An 18,266-nucleotide genomic window follows, 5' to 3' on the forward strand; every position below is an offset into this window, starting at 1 on the left:
GATGAGACGGGGTGGGGGTCGCAGCGATCCGTGCCCCACTCCCCCCACCCGACCGCTGCGCGGTCACCCTCCCCACGAGGGGAGGGTAAGGGCGCCCTGAATGCACTTCGGACCTCATCTTCTCCTCGCCGCCCTTGAAGGCCTCGTCACCGCCGCCGTGCTGGCGCTGACGGCGCTTGGCCTGTCGCTGGTGTTCGGCGTCATGCGCGTCGTCAACGTCGCCCATGGCGAGTTCTTCATGCTGGGCGCGGTGCTTGCCTGGGCGATCTCCACGGCGATATCGGGCCATCCGTCGCTCGGCTTCCTGGCCGCCCTGGTGCTGGCGCCGCTGATCGTCGGCCTGATCGCGCTCGTCGCCGAACGGCTTGTGCTGCGCCGGCTGAATTACAATCCGGAAGCCACCATCGTCGCCACCATCGGCATGCTCTATATCATCCAGCAACTGGCGCTGACCTTTTATGGTCCCGACGCACGGCCGGTGGAGCCGCCCTTCAACTACCGCATCCTTTTGCCCTGGTTCGGCTACTCCGGCTACAAGCTGTCGATCATCGCCGCATCCGCGCTTCTTCTGGTCGCGACGTGGTTCGTGCTGACGCGTACCAAAATCGGCCTCGTCATGCGCGCCACGCAATATGACAGCGAAACGGCGCAGGCCTTCGGCATTCCGGTCACCAGAGTCTACGCCGGCGTGTTCGCGCTCGGCGCCATGCTGGCGGCGGTGGCTGCGGTGCTGATCGTGCCGATCAGCCAGGCGCATTATCTGATGGGGCAGGACCCACTGCTCCTGTCCTTCATCGTCGTCATCATCGGCGGTCTCGGCTCGCTGCGCGGCACCGTCGTCGCCGCGGTGCTGATCGGCCTGTCGGACGGCATCATATCGGTGTTCTTCTCGCCGACGCTGGCCAAGATCATAGCCACGCTGCTGGTTGCCATGGTGCTGGTGTTCCGGCCGCAAGGCCTGTTCGGGACGGCATCGCGATGAAGGAGGCTTCACCGGTAAAGGCCTATGCGCTGCATCTGGGCGTCATCGCCCTGCTTTTCGCCCTGAGCTTCGTCCTGCCGGAGTATCACCACGGGCTGCTCGCCCGCATCATGGTGCTGGCGGTCTTCGCCATGGGCTACAACATGCTGTTCGGCTATGTCGGGCTGCTCAGCCTCGGCCACGCCATGTTCTTTTCAGCCGGGCTCTATGGCGCGGGCCTTGCCGTTATCCATCTCGGCTGGGGCGTGCCGGCCGCCTTCGCTGCCGGCCTTGCCTGCGGGGCGCTTCTTGCGCTCATCATCGGTGTGCTGGCACTGCGCACTTCTGGCGTCGCCTTCATGATCGTCACCATGATGTTCGCGCAGGTGTTCTATCTCATGATCCTCTACTTCGCCTCCTGGACCGGCGGCGACCAGGGCCTGGTGGTGCCGCAGGCGGCGCGTGTCCTCGTCGTTGGCAGCACGTCGCTCGGCCTCACCAATCCGACCGTGCGCTACATGAGCGCGCTCGCCCTGTTCTCGATCGTCCTGCTGGTGACGCTCGCCATCGTCCGCTCCAGGTATGGCCGTGTGCTGGTCGCCATCCGCGAAAACGAGGAGCGGACCAAAATGCTCGGTTACGACACGTTTTCCAACAAGCTCGCCGCGGTCGTCGTCTCCGGCACCATCTGCGCGGCTTCGGGCGCCGCCTACGCGCTGCTGTTCGGCTATGTCGGTTCGACCTTCGCCTCGGTGCAATATTCCATCCTGCCTCTGCTCTGGGTGCTGCTCGGCGGTGCTGCCACCACACTCGGTCCGCTGATCGGCACGCTGTTCATGTACTATGTCGTCGACATCACCAGCGGCTACACCTCCGCCTACCTGCTGATCGTCGGCATCGCGCTCATCCTGCTGGTGCTGTTTTTCCCCAAGGGCATCCTCGGTACCGTCCGTCAGCGTTGGTTCGGGTGGCTGCCATGATGCCGCTGCTGACCACCAAAGGCCTGTCCCGAAATTTCGGCGGCCTGCGCGCCGTCGACGGCGTCGACTTCGCGCTCATGCCGGGCGAGATCCGCGCCGTCATCGGCCCGAATGGCGCCGGCAAGACCACCTTCGTCAGCCTGGTCAGCGGCCGCATACAGCCGTCCTCGGGTATGATTGTCTTCGATGGCGCCGACATCACCAACCTGCCGGCCTACGCCAGGGTTCGCCTCGGCGTCGCCTATACCTTCCAGATCACCAGCGTCTTTGCCAATCTAACCGCTTACGACAACGTCGCGCTGCCGGTGCAGCGCACGCTGACCGACGGCCGCTCGAAAGGCGCCGTCCATGCCGGCGTGATAGCGGCGCTGGAGCGCACCGGGCTTGCCGACCGCGCCCATATGCTGGCCGGGCAATTGTCCTATGGCCACCAGCGCCTGCTCGAAGTGGCCATGGGGCTGGCGCTGAAGCCGCGCCTTCTCATTCTCGATGAGCCGACACAAGGGCTGGCCGACAGCGAGATCGACAATTTCATCGGGCTGGTGCGCGAGATCGCCAAAAGCGCCACCGTGCTTCTGATCGAGCACAACATGCCGGTGGTCATGCACCTTGCCGACCGCATCACCGTCTTCGACGCCGGCAAGATCTTAGCCGAAGGCACGCCCGAACAGATCCGCGCCAATACGCAAGTGCAGGACGCTTATCTCGGAGCGACCCCATGACTGAAACACGGTCTGAAGCACTGACCATCTCCGGGCTCGACTGCTTCTACGGCGAGGTCCAGGTGCTCTACGGCCTCGACCTCGTGCTGAACAGGGGCGAGGTGCTTTGCCTGTTCGGCCGCAACGGCGCCGGCAAGACGACGACGCTGAAGGCGATCATGGGCCTCGTTCCTTCCCGCGCCGGTTCGATTAGGCTCGAAGGGCGGGAATTGACCGGCCTGCCGGCGCACGACGTGCCGAAGGCCGGCGTCGCCTACGTGCCGCAGGGCCGGCGGCTGTTCGCCGAGATGACGGTAGCGGAAAACATCGAGATCGGCCTGATGGCCCGCGGCAAGGGCAAGGCGACGCGCGAAAATGTGCTCGATCTCTTCCCGCTGCTGCGCCAGCGGCTCAGGCAGCGCTCCGGCACGCTGTCGGGCGGCGAGCAGCAGATGCTGGCCATGGCACGGGCATTGTGCCTCGAGCCGCAGGTGCTTCTGCTCGACGAGCCGACCGAAGGGCTGATGCCGTCAATGATCGCCAGGATCCGTGAGACGGTGTCGAAGCTGCGCGAACTGGGTGTCTCGACGATCCTGGTCGAGCAGCGGGTCGATGCCGTACTGTCCGTCGCCGACCGGGTCTCGTTTATCGAGAACGGCCGCAACCGCGAGACCGTCGACGTCGAGCAGCTCCGCGCCGATCCGTCGGCGGTCCGTCGCTATGTCGGCGTGGGTTGATCAGCCAAAGAACAGAAAACCCGCAATCAGGAATGTCGGGATCAGCACCGCGCCCGACCAACCCATATAGCCGAAGAAGCCCGGCATTTTGACGCCGCGATGTCTGGCGATGGCGTAGACCATGAAGTTCGGCGCATTGCCGATATAGGTGTTGGCGCCCATGAACACCGCCCCGGCCGAGATCGCCACCAGCGTCGAGGCGAAGGTGGTCATCAGATGCTGCGGGTCGCCGCCGGCGAGCTCGAAGAAAACCAGATAGGTCGGCGCATTGTCGAGGAAGGATGACAGCATCCCGGTCAGCCAGAAATAGGCAAGGTCGTTTGGCTCGCCCGTGGGCAAGCTGACAAGCGAGACCAGCGGCGCCAGAGCGCCGTCGAGGCCGGCCCTGAGGATGGCGACGACCGGCACGATGCAGATGAAGATGCCGGCGAACAGTTTCGCCACCTCGGCGATCGGCTCCCAGTGGAAGTTGTTCGCCTCGCGATGGCTTTTGTACGAGACGCGAAGCGAGAGGAAGGCAAGCGCCAAGATGATGGCGTCGCGCACGAGGTTCTGCAATTCGAGGCCCACGCCCTGGACGGAGAAAGTCACGCCCGGTTTCCAGGTCGCAGAAAGCAGGATCGCGCAGATCACCCCGGCCAGCAGCGGGACGTTGGCCAGGCCGCGGATGCGCACCTTCGTATCAGGCGTCGGGTCCTTGATCTTCGGCATGCCTTCCTCTCGGCGATGCAGGATGACGTCGATCGCCAGGAAGACGGCGAGCACCACGCCACCGACAAACAGCGTTTCCCGAAAAAGGTTCGCGGTGGTCCAGAAGAAATCGACGCCGCGCAGGAAGCCGACGAACAGCGGTGGGTCGCCGAGCGGCGTCAGCGAGCCGCCGATGTTGGACACCAGGAAAATGAAGAAGATGACGACATGGGCGTTGAACGGTCGGTTGTCGTTGGCGCGCAGGATCGGCCGGATCAGGATCATCGAGGCGCCGGTCGTTCCGATGACCGAGGCGAGCATCGCGCCGATCAGCAGCAGTCCGGCATTCACCAGCGGCGTGCCATGGATGTTGCCGGCGACGAGGATGCCGCCCGAAATGGTGAACAACGCAAACAGAAGAATGATGAACGACATGTATTCGGTGAGCAGCGCATGCAGCACCGCCTCCGAGGCCGAAGGCATGCCGAACGCAACCGCCAGCGGCACGACCACAAGTGCTGCCCAGAAGGCGGTGATCTTGCCGTAGTGATGCTCCCAGATGCGGTGGAAGAGCAACGGGCCGGTGGCGATCGACAGAAGCAGGCCGGCAAACGGCAGCCCCCACCACAGCGACATCGTTTCGCCCGGCAGCCCGTGGGCCTCGGCTGCGAGGGCTGACCCCGGAAACAGCGTTGCGACCGCCACCACAGCGCCCGCCGTCAAAGCCGCCGCAAACCGCATTAGGCCCCCTCTGGAATTGTGTCGGATGCGATTGGTGGTGTTCAAGCCAGCGTCACGCCGGCATCGCGCATTCGGTTCAGCATCGTCTCGAGGGAGCCATTGAGATTGATGCCGCGGCAGGCGTCGAGCCGCACTGTTGTGTGGAAGCCGTGCTTGACCGCATCGAGCGCCGAAAAGGCGACGCAGAAGTCGGTCGCCAGGCCGACCAGGGTGAGCGTGTCGATGCCGCGCTCCTGGAGATAGCCGGCAAGGCCGGTGGGCGTCGTCCGATCGTTCTCGAAGAAAGCCGAATAGCTGTCGATCTCCGGGTGGTAGCCCTTGCGGATCACCAGTTCGGCCTTGGTCCAGGCAAGGCCGGAATGGAAATCCGAACCCAGGCTGCCCTGGATGCAGTGGTCCGGCCACAGCGTCTGCGGGCCATAGGGCAGATCGATCGATTCAAAAGGCTGCTTGCCGGGATGGCTGGAGGCAAAGCTCGAATGGCCGGCGGGATGCCAGTCCTGCGTCAGCACGACATGTTCGCTCCGCCGGATCAGGTCGTTGACCAGTGGCACGATCTCGTCGCCGCCGGCCACCGCCAGCGCGCCGCCCGGGCAGAAATCGTTCTGCAGGTCGATAATAACAAGCGCTTCGTCGGCCATGGAGCCTCCCTCTTGTTTGTCCCGGAAGCATGACCCGAACGGGAGGACTGCCGAAACGTGGAATCCGGTGTTCGAAGCCCACCGAAAATGTCGCTGACGCAACGGATGCAGAAACTTGACCAGATGGCCGGCTGCGTCAACCTCCAACGGCATACAAATGCGTGCCGCCGCGCCGATGCGGACGGACGGCGCAAACTCTGGCTTTGACAATTCCAGCCGGCTTGATATCATTTGCATACGAATGAATTTGACCGGCTCGGACGCCGGCTGGATCCCACCGGAAGGCCCCTTTTGGGAAGGCAAAGCGTGATCCGTTACGCGAAACCCACCACCGTCGACGAGGCGCTCGCTTTGCTGGGCGAGGGTTCGTGGCGCATCCTTGCCGGCGGCACCGATTTCTATCCGGCGCAAGGAGCCAAGCCTTTCCGCGAAAATGTCCTCGACATCAACAGTCTCGCAGCGCTGCGCGGTATCGCCGAAACCGGGGACCATTGGGTCATCGGCGCGCGCACGACCTGGACCGATCTTGTCCGTCATCCGCTGCCGGCGGCTTTCGATGCGCTGAAGCAGGCGGCGCGGGAAGTGGGCTCCGTGCAGATCCAGAACGCCGCATCCATCGCCGGCAATCTCTGCAATGCCTCTCCGGCCGCCGACGGCGTGCCGGCGCTGCTCGTCCTCGACGCCGAGGTCGAACTGCGCTCCGCGGCGATGGCCCGCCATCTGCCGCTGGAAACATTCATCCTGGGGAACCGCCGCACGGAACTGCGGCCGGACGAAATGGTCACCGCCATCCGCGTGCCGAAAAACGCGGCCGCCGGCACGTCGGCTTTCGTGAAGCTCGGCGCGCGTCGCTATCTCGTCATTTCCATCGCCATGGCGGCCGCCCGCTTGTCCGTTGAGGACGGCATCGTCGGTAATGTTGCCGTCGCCGTCGGCTCCTGTTCGGCGGTCGCCAAGCGTCTTTCAGGTGTCGAAGCAGCCTTGCGCGGCCTCCCGGTCAGCCACGCTCTCGCCACTGCGGTCCAGTCCGCGCCGATGGACGAGCTTTCGCCGATCGGCGATGTCCGCGGCAGCGCCGAATACCGGCTGGACGCCGCGCGCGAGATTGTCGCCCGCGCGGTGCTCGACGCGGCGGGTCATGTGCCTGCGGAAAAGGCGGCGGCATGAGCAAAGCTCAGCCCGACATGAGCAAAGCTCAGCCCGACATGAGCAAAGCTCAGCCTGGCATGACCGAAGCTCAGCCTGGCATGGAATGCGCCGACATCGCCTTCGAGGTCAACGGCGCCGCCGTTTCCGTCTGCGTGCCGCCGGTTCGCCGTCTCTCTTCGGTGCTGCGCGACGAATTGCGCCTGACCGGCACCAAGATCGGCTGCGACGCCGGCGACTGCGGCGCCTGCACGGTGCTTGTCGACGGCGAACCCGTCTGCGCCTGCCTCATGTCGGCGGCTTCTGCCGCTGGCACAGTGGTGACCACGGTCGAAGGGCTCGCCAACGGCAGATTGTCGGCGCTGCAAGCCTCGTTCCTCGACCACGGCGCGGCGCAATGCGGCATCTGCACACCCGGCCTGCTAATCGCGGCAACCGCGCTGCTGGACAACAAGCCCAACCCAACCGAGGCCGAAACCCAAGATGCGCTGGGCGGCGTCCTCTGCCGCTGCACCGGCTACCGGAAGATCATCGCGGCGGTGATGAATGCTGGACGGTTCGCAAGTGATAGCGCTGCCCCTCATCCGCCTGCCGGCACCTTCTCCCCGTATAGTGACGGGGAGAAGGAAGAGGCTCCGGCGCTGGCGACCCCCTCTCCCCGTTCTTCACGGGGAGAGGGTAAGGGTGAGGGGCAGCGCCAACCTGACCAGCTCGACCGCACTCTTGACCGCAGAATGCCAACCTCGGGCCACGCCGTTGGTTCGTCCCCGATCAGGCTCGACGGCCTGCCGAAGGTCACCGGCGGCGAAAAATTCGGCGGCGATTCCTTCCCGGCCGATGCGCTGGCGGTGCTGGTGGTCCGCTCGCCGCACCATCATGCCCGCTTCGCCTTTGGCGAGCTCGACGGCTGGGTGAAAACCCATCCCGGCATCGTCGGCGTCTTCACCGCCGCCGACATTCCCGGAAAGAACTGCTTCGGCGTCATTGCGCCTTTCGCCGACCAGCCGGCGCTGGCCGAAGGTTTTTCACGCTTTCGCGGCGAGGCGGTGGCGCTGGTTGCCGGCGAGCACGAAGCCATCCTCGATCTCGATCTTTCGGATTTTCCTGTTCGTTGGATCGAACTGCCGCACCTTCTGCAGCCTTGCGAGGCGCAGGCCGGCGGCGCGCGGCTGATCCACGAGAACCGGCCGGCGAACCTGCTCACATCAGGCTTTGTCGAGCGCGGCGACCCGGAGGCCGCCCTTGCCGGCTCGGCTTTCGTCGTTTCGGGGGCCATCGACACGTCCTGTGTCGAGCACGCCTATATCGAACCGGAAGCCGGCTATGCCTACATGGATGGCGACACGCTCGTCGTCGTTGCCTGTACGCAGGCGCCCTACATGGACCGCGACGACGTGGCAAAGGTGCTTGGCCTTGCCGTCGACAAGGTGCGTATCGTCCCGACCGCCACCGGCGGCGGTTTCGGCTCAAAGCTCGACGTTTCGTTGCAGCCGCTGATCGGCCTGGTCGCGATGAAGACCGGGCGGCCGGCGGCACTCGCCTATACCCGCAATGAATCGATGATATCGACCACCAAGCGTCATCCCGCCGAGATGAAGGCGACGATCGGCGCCGATGCCGATGGCCGCGTCACCGGCATGGTTTTCGCGGGCGATTTCAACACCGGCGCCTATGCGAGCTGGGGCCCGACCGTCGCCAACCGCGTGCCGGTGCACGCCTCCGGTCCCTATGCGACGCCGAACTATCGTGCCGAAGGCCGCGCCATCCACACAAATGGCCCGATCTCGGGCGCCTTCCGCGGTTTCGGCGTGCCGCAGGCGACGATCATGCAGGAAACCCTCTATGACGAGCTGGCCGGGAAGCTCGACATCGACCGGCTCGATTTTCGCCTGAAAAACTGCCTTCGTAACGGATCCGAAACGGTTACCGGCCAGAAGCTGGAATCGGGCGTCGGCATCGCCGAGTGCCTTGAGGCGTTGCGGCCGCATTGGGAGCGTGCGCTTGTCGACGCCGAGACGTTCAACGCCGACAGTAGCACAAAGAAACGCGGCGTCGGCGTCGCCTCTTGTTGGTATGGCTGCGGCAACACCTCGCTGCCCAATCCGTCGACCATCCGGGTCGGCATCTCCGCCTATGGCGATGCCGTCCTGCACCAGGGTGCGGTCGATATCGGGCAAGGCTCGAACACGGTCATTGCCCAAATCTGTGCCGACGCGCTCGGTCTGCCGCTCGAAAGATTCCGGCTGAAAAGTGCCGACACCGCGATCACGCCGGACGCCGGCAAGACGTCCGCCTCACGCCAGACCTTCGTGACCGGCAAGGCCGCCGAAAAGGCCGGCCGCGCCTTGCGAGAAATGATCTTGCGCTTCGCCAATGTCTCCGAAAATGCGACGATTGCCTTGGAAGGGCACAACTTGGCCATCGGCGAGGGAGAAGCGACGCGGCGGATCGATCTTTCGACGCTAAAGTCCGACGCTGACGGCTTCGTCTTTCGCGCCGAGGAAAGCTATGATCCGCCGACGCTGCCGCTCGATGCAAAGGGCCAGGGCAAGCCCTATGCCGTCTACGGCTACGGCGCGCAGATCGCCGAACTCGAGGTCGATCTCAAGCTCGGTACGGTGAAGCTGATCAAGATCACCGCCGCGCATGATGTCGGCAAGGCGATCAATCCTCTGCTCGCCGAAGGCCAGATCGAGGGCGGCATCGCACAAGGCATCGGCATGGCACTGATGGAGGAATACATCCCCGGCCGCACCGAGAATCTGCACGACTACCTGATCCCGACGATCGGTGACGTGCCGCCGATCGAGACCATCCTGATCGAAGTTCCGGATCCGGAAGGACCCTTTGGCGCCAAGGGCCTGGGCGAGCATGTGCTGATCCCGACGGCGCCGGCGATCCTCAACGCCATCCGTCATGCCGCCGGCGTCCTGGTCACCAAAATTCCGGCGACGCCTGCCCGTATCCGCGCCGTCATCCGCGACAAGGAGGCACGCCGATGAGCGAGCTTGCCGAACGTTTCGAGACGCATGATCCCGGCGAGAAGCAGGTGGCGGAGAAGATCCGCTGCGATGCCTGCCCGGTCATGTGCTACATCGCCGACGGCCGCACCGGCGCCTGCGACCGCTACGGCAATGTCGGCGGCAGGATCGTGCGGATAGATCCGCTGACCATCCTCGACCATGCGGCCGAGACCGGCGGCGCTGTCGTGCCGTTTGTCGCCGAAGGCGAGGCCTGGGACGGCGAACTGGTCAATACCGGCCGCCGCTTCGTCACTGCGATCGGCGCCGGCACCACCTATCCCGACTACAAGCCGGCCCCTTTCATCGTCAGCCAGGAGGTCGAGGGCGTCGATCTCGTCACCGTGGTCACCGAGGGCATCTTCTCCTATTGCGGCGTCAAGGTGAAAATCGACACCGACCGTCATATCGGTCCCGAAACGGCGACGGTGCGCGCCGGAGGCGAGGCGATCGGCCACGTCACGACAGGCGAATACGGCTCGCAGATGCTGTCGCTCGGCGGCGTGCATCATCTGACCGGCGGCTCGAAGGCCGAGGGTCGCGCCACCTGCGACGCGCTGCTTGATCTGTGCAACCGCAAGCCGGTCGAACTCACCATCGAGGGAGGTGCTGCAATCATCGTCGAAGCCGGCAAGCCGCCGGTCATCGACGGCAAGCTCGAACATCGCATGCGCGTCGGCTGCGGCTCGGCCACCATCGGCATGTTCGCCACCCAGTGGCGCGGCCTGGTCGACGAGGTGGTGGTGGTCGACGACCACATCACCGGCGTCGTTTCCGAGCATCAGGCTGGCAAGGTGCTGGGTTGGCAGGACACCGGCATCAAGATCATCGGCCGCCGTTCGACGCCGGGCCGCTATTTCAAGGTGTCCGAGCCCGGCCTCGGCTGGGGTGGCACCAACATTTCCGACCCGCTGTCGATCCTTGGCGAATGGAACGCGAAGAAAGGCGCGCGGCCGGGCCTGTCGCTGCTGATGGTCTCGACCACCGGCGAGCAGTTCGCTTACTACGAACTCGACGACGAATTGAAGCCGGTTCAGAAACCGTTCCCGGAGCGGCTGCAGAAATCCGTCGGCCTGATCGAGGACAATTGCGAGCCGGCGCTGTGCACCGTGCTGTTCATAGGCGGCGCCGGCGGTTCGCTGCGCGCCGGCGTCACCGAGAACCCGGTCAATCTGACCCGCTCGGTGCAGGGCCTGACGACTTATGTCACGGTCGGCGGCGCACCGGTCTATGTCTGGCCGGGCGGCGGCATCACCCTGATGGTCGATGTCACCCGCGTGCCGGAAAATGCCTTCGGCTATGTGCCGACGCCGGCGCTGGTGGCACCGATCGAGTTCACGCTGCGCCGCGACGACTATGTCAGGCTCGGCGGCTATGAAGCCGAGATCCGCAGCGTCGAGGACATCCTTGCCAAGGGCGGCGAGTACCTCAATCCGCGTCATGGCACGGGCGCGCCAGCCAGCAATCCGTGGCCGCCGCTGGCACAGTTGCGGCGCGCAGCGGGCAACGGGGTTAGGCGATGAACGGCCCACAGGCGCATTGGCTTAAGGACGGCCGGCGGCTGCATCTCAACCATGGCCCGATCGACCTGATCATCGAGGCATCAGGCGATGCGAACGAATGCCGCGCCGCCTATGGCCAGGCGGTGGCACGCTTCCAGACAATCCTGCCCGAACTTGTCGACGAACTCATCGAGCTGCGCCGCCCGGCTTCGTCACAGCCGCGCGCTTTCGCCGGGCCGACGGCGTGCCGCATGGAGGCGGCCGTCGTGCCGCTGGCGAAACAATTCATCACGCCGATGGCCGCCGTTGCCGGTTCGGTAGCCGACGAAATGCTTGGCGCGCTGCTGGCCGGGCGCCGACTCGATCGCGCCTATGTCAACAATGGCGGCGACAGCGCGATCCATCTCGGCAGCGACCAGTCCATGACCCTCGCCATTGCCGGGACAGGTCATGGGCTGGCGGACCGTATCACGATTCGCGCCGGGGACGGGATTCGCGGCGTTGCGACAAGCGGTTGGCGCGGCCGTTCCTTTTCGCTGGGCATCGCCGACGCCGTCACCGTGCTGGCGCGGACGGGTGCAGAGGCCGATGCCGCCGCGACCCTGATCGCCAACGCCGTCGACCTGCCCGGTCATCCTGCCATCGAGCGCTTGCCGGCGCGCGATCTGGCGCCCGACAGCGACCTTGGCGATCGCCTAGTCATCCAAGGCGTAGGCCCGCTTTCCCCTGGTGAAATCGCCGCCGCGCTGGACAGCGGGCTTGCTGTCGCAGAAGATTTTCGGCGACAGGGCCTGATTGCCGCTTCAGCGCTGTTCCTTGCCGGTCAGGCACGGATCGCCGGTCCCATGGCGCTCGCTGCGCCCAACGAGAAATCAAGGAAGGAAATTGCCGATGCCTGAGTTTGCGATCCGCAAGATTGCGGTGCTGACCGAAGAGATCTTTCACGAGGGCGGGCCGGTGGCGAAGGTTCCGCGCCGCCGCGCCGCCGCCATGGCGGTGGTGAAGAACCCGTTCGCCGGGCGCTATGTGGAAGAGCTGCAGGGCGCCATGGACGATCTGAAGCCGCTCGGCCTGCTGCTCTCCGACAAGCTGATCGCCGCATTGGGCGGCGACGTGAAACATATCGACGGCTACGGCAAGGGCGCCATCGTCGGCATAGCGGGTGAGCTGGAGCATGGCGCGCTGTGGCATGTTCCTGGCGGCTACGCCATGCGCGAGCGGCTCGGCGACGCCAAGGCGATCGTGCCGTCGGCAAAGAAGGTTGGCGCCTTCGGCTCGCGGCTCGACGTGCCGCTCGGCCATATCAACGCCGCCTATGTGCGCAGCCATTTCGATGCCATGGAGGTCGGCATCAGCGACGGGCCCCGTCCCGACGAAATCCTGTTCTGCCTCGCCATGAGCTGCGGCCCGCGCGTGCACGACCGCATGGGCGGCCTCGCGGCGAAAGACATCAAGGCTTGGGACGGGCTGCGGTGAGCGGCGAGGACAATCTGCTCAAGCTCGTCGAGGCCGAGGAGCCTGACGAAAACGATTACCGCTTGCAGGAGCAGGTCGGCTTCATCCTGCGCAAGGCGCACCAGCGCCATGTCTCGATCTTCGCGGCACATATCGCCGACCTGACACCGCCGCAATTCGCCGCCCTGGCCAAATTGCACGACGTCGGCGAGACCTCGCAGAACCAGCTTGGCAGCCTGATCGCCATGGACGCGGCGACGGTGAAAGGTGTGATCGACCGGCTCAAGGCGCGCGGCTTGGTCGAGCTTTCCAAGCATGAGGTCGACAAAAGGCGTCTGCTGGTCAATCTGACCGCCGAGGGCCGCGATGCCATCGAGCGGCTGATCCCGATCGCCCGCGACATCACGGAGGAAACGTTGGCGCCGCTGTCCGCCAAGGAGGTCGCCACCTTCATGAGGCTTTTGGCCAAGCTGGCCTGAGGCTGCCGCTTGCCTGTCGAAGCTTGAATTTTTCTCCCTGCCGGGCGATGTCCGCCCGGCAGGGAAGTTTCAACTCAGAGCCCGTTGTCCTTCAGGATCTGAGCGGCGTTTTCCTTGGTGATCTTCTCAGTTGGCAAAGTGATGGTCTTTTCGACCTGCTCGCCGTTCAGGAACTTGATCGCCTGCCGCAGCCCTTCGGCGCCCGGCGTCACATAGGTGAAGGTCGCCGTCAGCTCGCCATTGTTGACCAGCGTCACGCCTTCATTGGGCAGGCCGTCGATGCCGATGAACTTGATGTCCTTTTCGCGCCCGACATCCTTGGCGGCAAGATAGGCGCCGTAGGCCATCGGGTCGTTGTGACCGTAGACGAGATCGATGGTCTCGTTGTTGCGCAGGGCCGTGGCCATGATGTTGTAGGCCTGGTCCTGCTTCCAGTCGCCCGACTGCTGGTCGAGCAGGTATTTTATGCCCGGCTCCTTGTCGGTGAATTCATGGAAGCCGTCATGGCGGTCATGTGCCGGCTGGGTGCCCATGCCGCCCCAGATCTCGACGACGTTGCCGGCGGCCTTGCCCTTGCCGCCGAGCAGCTCGACGGCATATTCGCCGGCAGCCCGGCCGATCAGCTTGTTGTCGCCGCCAACGAACTGGGTGTAATCCTTGGTTTCGACATTGCGGTCGAGCACGAAAACCGGGATCTTGGCATCGATCGCCTGCTGCACGACGCCGGTCAGGCCGGCGGATTCCTTCGGTGACACCAGCAGCGCGTCGACTTCCTGACGGATCAGGTTCTCGACATCGGCGACCTGCTTTTCGGTCTTGTCCTCACCGTCGGTGACGATCAACTCGACGTCGGGATGCTTGGCGGCCTCAGCCAGGATGTCCTTGTTGAACTGGGCGCGCCACGGCTCGATGGTCGTCACCTGGGAGAAGCCGATCTTCCACTTCTTGTCCTGCGCGTAGGCGTTGCCGCTGGTCAAAAGGGCGGTCGTGGTCAGCAGTGCCGCGCCGACAGCGGCAAGCTTCAACATGTCACGTCGTTTCATTTCTTGTTTCCTCCAAGATTTAGAGACGGGGTCTCTTTTGACGGCCGCTTTGCTGCGGTCGTTTCCTTGCGCGCTGCTTTTCCACCAGGCAGACGCAGATAGAAGAGAAGATCAACGGCGTTGCGCTCCTGCACGAGCACGGTGCCGATGATGATCATCCCCTTCAGCACGAGCTGAAGGTTCGAATTGATGTTGTGCAATTGCAGGATGTTCGAGAGCAGTCCGAAGATCAGCACGCCGCAGAATGTGCCGATGAGGCTGCCGCGTCCGCCCATCAGGCTGGTGCCGCCGATGACCACGGCGGCGATGGCGTCGAGCTCCAGCCCGGCGCCGGCATCCGGCTTGCCTTGCCTGTACTGTGCGACATAGAGCACCGCCGCCACGCCGGCCAGCAATCCGGACACGGCGTAGGTGGCGATCTTGACGCGGCCGGCGGCGATGCCGGACAGCCGCGCCGCCTCTTCATTGCCGCCGATGGCATAGACGTAGCGGCCGAACGGCGTGAAGCGCAGCACGGCTCCGTAGATCAGGATCGCGCCGAGGAAGAACAGGCCCGGCATCGGGATCACCCCGAACACCAGCGAGCGCAGCATTTCGAAATCGGCGGTGGCGTTCGACCCGGTGTACACCGGCAGCACAGCATTGTTCTGGCCGGCGGTCAGCCGGGCGATGCCGAGCGCCGTCACCATCATCGCCAGCGTGACGATGAAAGGTTGCAGCCGCCCGGCAACGATGATGAAGCCGTTGAGCGCGCCGAACAGCAGGCCGACGCAAGGCGCCACCAGCAGCACGCCGAGCACGCCGAACTTTGAGCCTACCTGCGGCAGCAGGAACCACAGCACGAGAGAGCAGAGGATCACCCCGACAATGGCGGGCGTGACCAGCCCACGAACGCCGTCGAGCCTGATGTCGTGCGTGGCCTGCGAGCCGGCGCGGGACTTTTCGATGTTCAGGAAGATGAAACGGGTGGCGAGGATGCCGAGGCAAAGGGCTGTTACGGCAACCGTCGGCACCCCCAGCACCACCGCCGGCGTGACGCCCGGGACCGTCAGCAGCATGGCGCAGACCACGGTGCAGATCGCCATCAGCGAGCCGACGGAAAGGTCGATGCCGCCAGTGATGATCACCGCCGTCATGCCGGTGGCGATCAGGCCGGTGGTCGACACCTGGCGCAGCACATCGAGCAGATTGCCATAGGACAGGAAGATGTTGTTGCCCTTGGAACTGATCGGCGAGCCCAGCACGCCGATCAGGAAGATGGCGATCAGGCCCCAATAGAGCTTTGTCCGGGACAGAACGTTCAAGATACTCATGCTGCGGGTCTCGTCATGGTCCGGCGCGGCGCCGCAAGCCGCATGATAGCCTCCTCGCTGGCTTGCGCGCGTGAGAGGATTCCCGTCTGGCGGCCATCGGCCATGACCAGGATGCGGTCGGAAAGATGCAACAGCTCCGGCAATTCCGAGCTGATGACGGCGATGGCGAGCCCGTCTCGCGCCAGCTTGAAGATGAGGTCGTAGATCTCGCGCTTGGCGCCGACATCGATGCCGCGCGTCGGCTCGTCCAGCAACAGCACCCGCGGCCGCGTCGCCAGCCACTTGCCGATGACGACCTTCTGCTGGTTGCCGCCGGACAGCGTGCCCGCCGGCTGCTCGATGGTCCCGCAGCGAATGCCGAGCGTCTTGACGGCGTGCCGCGCCAGGCCTTGTTCTCCAGCCAGCGAGCGAAGGCCGAACCGCGCCAGCGCTCCGACCAGCGGCAGCGCGACGTTGTCGGTGATCGACGCCTGAAGATGCAAGCCTTGCGTCTTGCGGTCCTCTGTCACCAGGGCGATGCCGAGCCGGCGGGCGTCGCGCGGCGAACGGATTTCCACGGGCTCGCCGTCGAGCCGGATTTCGCCGCCGGCATGCCCGCCACTGGAGCCGAAGATGGTCTCCAGGATTTCCGTGCGTCCCGAGCCCAGCAGCCCGCCTATCCCCAGAATTTCCCCGGTGGCGAGATCGAAGCAGACGCCGTCGAGCGCGGTGCGCCAGCCGTGGCGGTCGGGTTTCGACAGCGACAAGCCGCTTACGGACAGGACGATCTTGCCGCTGGGGCCGCGCTCTTCCTGGGAAGAGGCAAGCAGGTTTCGCCCGACCATCGCCGAAATGATGGTGTTTTCGTCGAGCCTTGCCATCGCCTCGGTGAGCACGTGGCGTCCATCGCGAAACACGGTGACCCGGCTGGCCAGATGCATGACTTCGTCGATACGGTGCGAAATGTAGACGATCGCTACGCCGCTGTCGGCGAGCTGACGGACGATCCGGAACAGTCTTTGGCATTCGGCCGGCGAAAGCGCGGACGTCGGCTCGTCCATGATCAGGATGCGCGCCGACATCGACAGTGCCTTGGCGATCTCGACCAGTTGCTGCTCGCCGACGCGCAAGCTGCCGACCCGCGCCTCCGGGTTGAGCTCGATGCCGAGCCTCTGCAGCAGCGCATCGGCGGCACGGCTGCTTGCCTTGCGGTCGACGATAAGTCCGGCGATCAGCTTCTCGCGCCCCAGGAAGATGTTGTCGGCAACGCTGAGTTCGGGGACGAGGTTGAGTTCCTGGTGGATGATGGCGATGCCGGCGTCTTCGGCATCGCGGACGCCGGCGAAACGGACCGACCGGGCGTCGATGCTGACCGTGCCTTCGTAATCGGTATAGACGCCGGAGAGGATTTTCATCAGCGTCGACTTGCCGGCGCCGTTTTCCCCCATCAGCGCATGGACCTCGCCATGCCTGAGGTCGAAGCCGACATCGACAAGTGCGGCGATGCCGCCGAACGTCTTGGAGATGTGCTCGGCGCTCAGCACGACAGCCGAGCGGCCAGCCGCAGCCGCATCATTTCCGGACGTGATGGAATTGCCGTGCTCCATGACAAGGACGGCCTCCCTTCCGTCGTCGTCGAACGCCCCAAACGCTAATCTAAACGTTTCGATCATGTCAAGCCGGTATCTGATGGGGCGCGATTGATGCATTTCAATTCTTGCGCAAATCCGCGAGTTTCCGTAGGTATTGCAGGTAGAGGGCGGTGAAACGTTTCGAAGATGATGGCGTCAGGGCGAAAAAAGCAGCGAAAGTCCACGGCTCCGACCATGCTGCACGTGGCTGAAGTGGCGCGTGTTTCGGTCGCCACCGTCTCGGCGCTGATCAATGGCACCGCGACTGTCAGTCCCGAGCTCAGCCAGCGCATCGAACAGGCGATCCGCGACATTGGCTACAAGCGCAACGCCATCGCCCGCAGCCTGAAGATGGGCACGACCCGCACCATCGGGCTTACCGTCCCCCACATCACCAATCCGTTCTTCACCGATGTCGTTTCGGTCATCCAGCAGGCATTCGACCGCGCCGGTTATGCGGTCATGCTGTGCTGCACGGACGAGGATCTGAACACGCAGGACGACCAGATCAGGCTGCTGCTCGACCGGATGGTCGACGGGCTGATCGTTGCGCGCGTCGGCGACGGCGCGATCCTGAAGAGAATTGTCGACGACGCCAACGTGCCGGTGGTGCTGCTCGACCGTGTTTGCGAAGGCGTCGATACCGACACCGTCATTCTCGACAACCAGCGCGCCGTGTTCGACGCCATCACCTATCTGATCGATCTCGGCCACCGGCGGATCGGTTACATCTCCGGATCGTTCGACATCTCGCCCATGCATGACCGCATGGCGGGATATCGAGAAGCGCTCCAGGCCGCCGGCCTGCCAATTGAGAACGAGCTCATCCGCTTCGGCAACTTCCACGAAGTCGATGGCTACAACGCCACGATGCAGCTGCTTTCGCTGCATGACCGCCCGAGCGCGATCTTCTCGGCCAACAACCCGATGGTGATCGGCGCCATGAAGGCGATCCGCGATATCGGGCTGACCTGCCCCGAGGATATATCGGTTGCCTGCTTCGACGATTTTCCGTGGTCGGACGTGTTCCAGCCGCAGCTGACCACGGTCGCACAACCGGTCAAGGCGATCGGCGAGCAGGCCGCCAATCTCCTGCTCGACCGACTCGCCGGAAACAGGGACGCGCCGCCGCGCAAACTGGCGCTCAAGGGACGCCTGATGATCCGCAATTCATGCCGGCCGCTCGGGGCGCCCTTGGGGGCGATCGCACAAAGCGTCAGCGCCTGATGCATGTCGCCCAAAAGTGT

The 18,266-nt window shown here is 64.6% G+C and carries 16 protein-coding genes; 11 read left to right on the forward strand and 5 right to left on the reverse strand.

Annotated elements, in window-relative coordinates; translation table 11 throughout:
- The first annotated feature begins 100 nt into the window (after positions 1–100).
- Genes EJ066_RS08375 through EJ066_RS08390 form a run of 4 tightly spaced genes read left to right on the forward strand, consistent with a single transcriptional unit; the run spans position 101 to position 3,379 of the window.
- Positions 101–982: a branched-chain amino acid ABC transporter permease gene (locus EJ066_RS08375; RefSeq protein WP_126036671.1), complete on the forward strand. Its 882-nt coding sequence runs from the start codon at positions 101–103 to the stop codon at positions 980–982.
- Positions 979–1,941 carry a branched-chain amino acid ABC transporter permease gene (locus EJ066_RS08380; RefSeq protein WP_126036673.1) on the forward strand — a complete coding sequence of 321 codons (963 nt, stop codon included), beginning with the start codon at positions 979–981 and terminating at the stop codon, positions 1,939–1,941. Before EJ066_RS08375 ends, EJ066_RS08380 begins: the two co-directional genes overlap by 4 nt.
- Positions 1,938–2,663: an ABC transporter ATP-binding protein gene (locus tag EJ066_RS08385; protein WP_126036675.1), complete on the forward strand. Its 726-nt coding sequence runs from the start codon at positions 1,938–1,940 to the stop codon at positions 2,661–2,663. Before EJ066_RS08380 ends, EJ066_RS08385 begins: the two co-directional genes overlap by 4 nt.
- The gene (locus tag EJ066_RS08390; protein WP_126036677.1) at positions 2,660–3,379 is read left to right on the forward strand and encodes an ABC transporter ATP-binding protein; all 720 of its coding nucleotides are present in this window, start codon (positions 2,660–2,662) and stop codon (positions 3,377–3,379) included. Before EJ066_RS08385 ends, EJ066_RS08390 begins: the two co-directional genes overlap by 4 nt.
- On the opposite strand, the gene EJ066_RS08395 is transcribed toward EJ066_RS08390, so the two are convergent.
- The gene (locus tag EJ066_RS08395) at positions 3,380–4,810 is read right to left on the reverse strand and encodes a sodium:proton antiporter (protein ID WP_126036679.1); all 1,431 of its coding nucleotides are present in this window, start codon (positions 4,808–4,810) and stop codon (positions 3,380–3,382) included. It lies immediately after the preceding gene.
- 41 nt (positions 4,811–4,851) lie between these two features.
- On the reverse strand, positions 4,852–5,451 hold the full coding sequence (gene pncA / locus EJ066_RS08400; protein ID WP_126036681.1) for a bifunctional nicotinamidase/pyrazinamidase: 600 nt from the start codon (positions 5,449–5,451) through the stop codon (positions 4,852–4,854).
- 306 nt (positions 5,452–5,757) lie between these two features.
- Here pncA and EJ066_RS08405 point away from each other — a divergent pair, with 306 nt between their 5' ends.
- Genes EJ066_RS08405 through EJ066_RS08430 form a run of 6 tightly spaced genes read left to right on the forward strand, consistent with a single transcriptional unit; the run spans position 5,758 to position 13,053 of the window.
- Complete coding sequence (locus EJ066_RS08405; protein ID WP_126036684.1) at positions 5,758–6,618, forward strand: xanthine dehydrogenase family protein subunit M; 861 nt, start codon at positions 5,758–5,760, stop codon at positions 6,616–6,618.
- Positions 6,619–6,656: 38 nt separating this feature from the next.
- Positions 6,657–9,599 (forward strand): molybdopterin-dependent oxidoreductase, encoded by a 2,943-nt coding sequence (locus tag EJ066_RS08410; protein WP_126043787.1) that lies wholly within the window; start codon positions 6,657–6,659, stop codon positions 9,597–9,599.
- Complete coding sequence (locus EJ066_RS08415) at positions 9,596–11,140, forward strand: 6-hydroxynicotinate reductase (protein WP_126036686.1); 1,545 nt, start codon at positions 9,596–9,598, stop codon at positions 11,138–11,140. The genes EJ066_RS08410 and EJ066_RS08415 overlap by 4 nt, the downstream gene beginning before the upstream one ends.
- On the forward strand, positions 11,137–12,018 hold the full coding sequence (locus EJ066_RS08420) for a UPF0280 family protein (protein ID WP_126036688.1): 882 nt from the start codon (positions 11,137–11,139) through the stop codon (positions 12,016–12,018). The genes EJ066_RS08415 and EJ066_RS08420 overlap by 4 nt, the downstream gene beginning before the upstream one ends.
- A complete protein-coding gene (locus tag EJ066_RS08425) occupies positions 12,011–12,595 on the forward strand; it encodes an amino acid synthesis family protein (protein ID WP_126036689.1) in 585 nt (194 codons plus the stop codon). The genes EJ066_RS08420 and EJ066_RS08425 overlap by 8 nt, the downstream gene beginning before the upstream one ends.
- The gene (locus EJ066_RS08430) at positions 12,592–13,053 is read left to right on the forward strand and encodes a MarR family transcriptional regulator (RefSeq protein WP_126036691.1); all 462 of its coding nucleotides are present in this window, start codon (positions 12,592–12,594) and stop codon (positions 13,051–13,053) included. The genes EJ066_RS08425 and EJ066_RS08430 overlap by 4 nt, the downstream gene beginning before the upstream one ends.
- 74 nt (positions 13,054–13,127) lie before the next feature.
- Here the strand turns inward: EJ066_RS08430 and EJ066_RS08435 are convergent, their stop codons facing one another.
- From EJ066_RS08435 to EJ066_RS08445, 3 genes are read right to left on the reverse strand one after another with little or no spacing between them, the layout of a single operon-like run.
- Complete coding sequence (locus EJ066_RS08435; protein WP_126036693.1) at positions 13,128–14,096, reverse strand: substrate-binding domain-containing protein; 969 nt, start codon at positions 14,094–14,096, stop codon at positions 13,128–13,130.
- A complete protein-coding gene (locus EJ066_RS08440) occupies positions 14,093–15,409 on the reverse strand; it encodes an ABC transporter permease (protein ID WP_126036695.1) in 1,317 nt (438 codons plus the stop codon). Before EJ066_RS08440 ends, EJ066_RS08435 begins: the two co-directional genes overlap by 4 nt.
- Positions 15,406–16,995, reverse strand: a complete 1,590-nt coding sequence (locus tag EJ066_RS08445; protein ID WP_126043788.1) for a sugar ABC transporter ATP-binding protein — start codon at positions 16,993–16,995, stop codon at positions 15,406–15,408. The genes EJ066_RS08440 and EJ066_RS08445 overlap by 4 nt, the downstream gene beginning before the upstream one ends.
- Positions 16,996–17,214: 219 nt before the next feature.
- Here EJ066_RS08445 and EJ066_RS08450 point away from each other — a divergent pair, with 219 nt between their 5' ends.
- Positions 17,215–18,246 (forward strand): LacI family DNA-binding transcriptional regulator, encoded by a 1,032-nt coding sequence (locus tag EJ066_RS08450; protein ID WP_126036697.1) that lies wholly within the window; start codon positions 17,215–17,217, stop codon positions 18,244–18,246.
- The last annotated feature ends 20 nt before the right edge of the window (positions 18,247–18,266 follow it).

This window comes from Mesorhizobium sp. M9A.F.Ca.ET.002.03.1.2, assembly GCF_003952365.1.
In the GTDB taxonomy this organism is placed as follows: domain Bacteria; phylum Pseudomonadota; class Alphaproteobacteria; order Rhizobiales; family Rhizobiaceae; genus Mesorhizobium.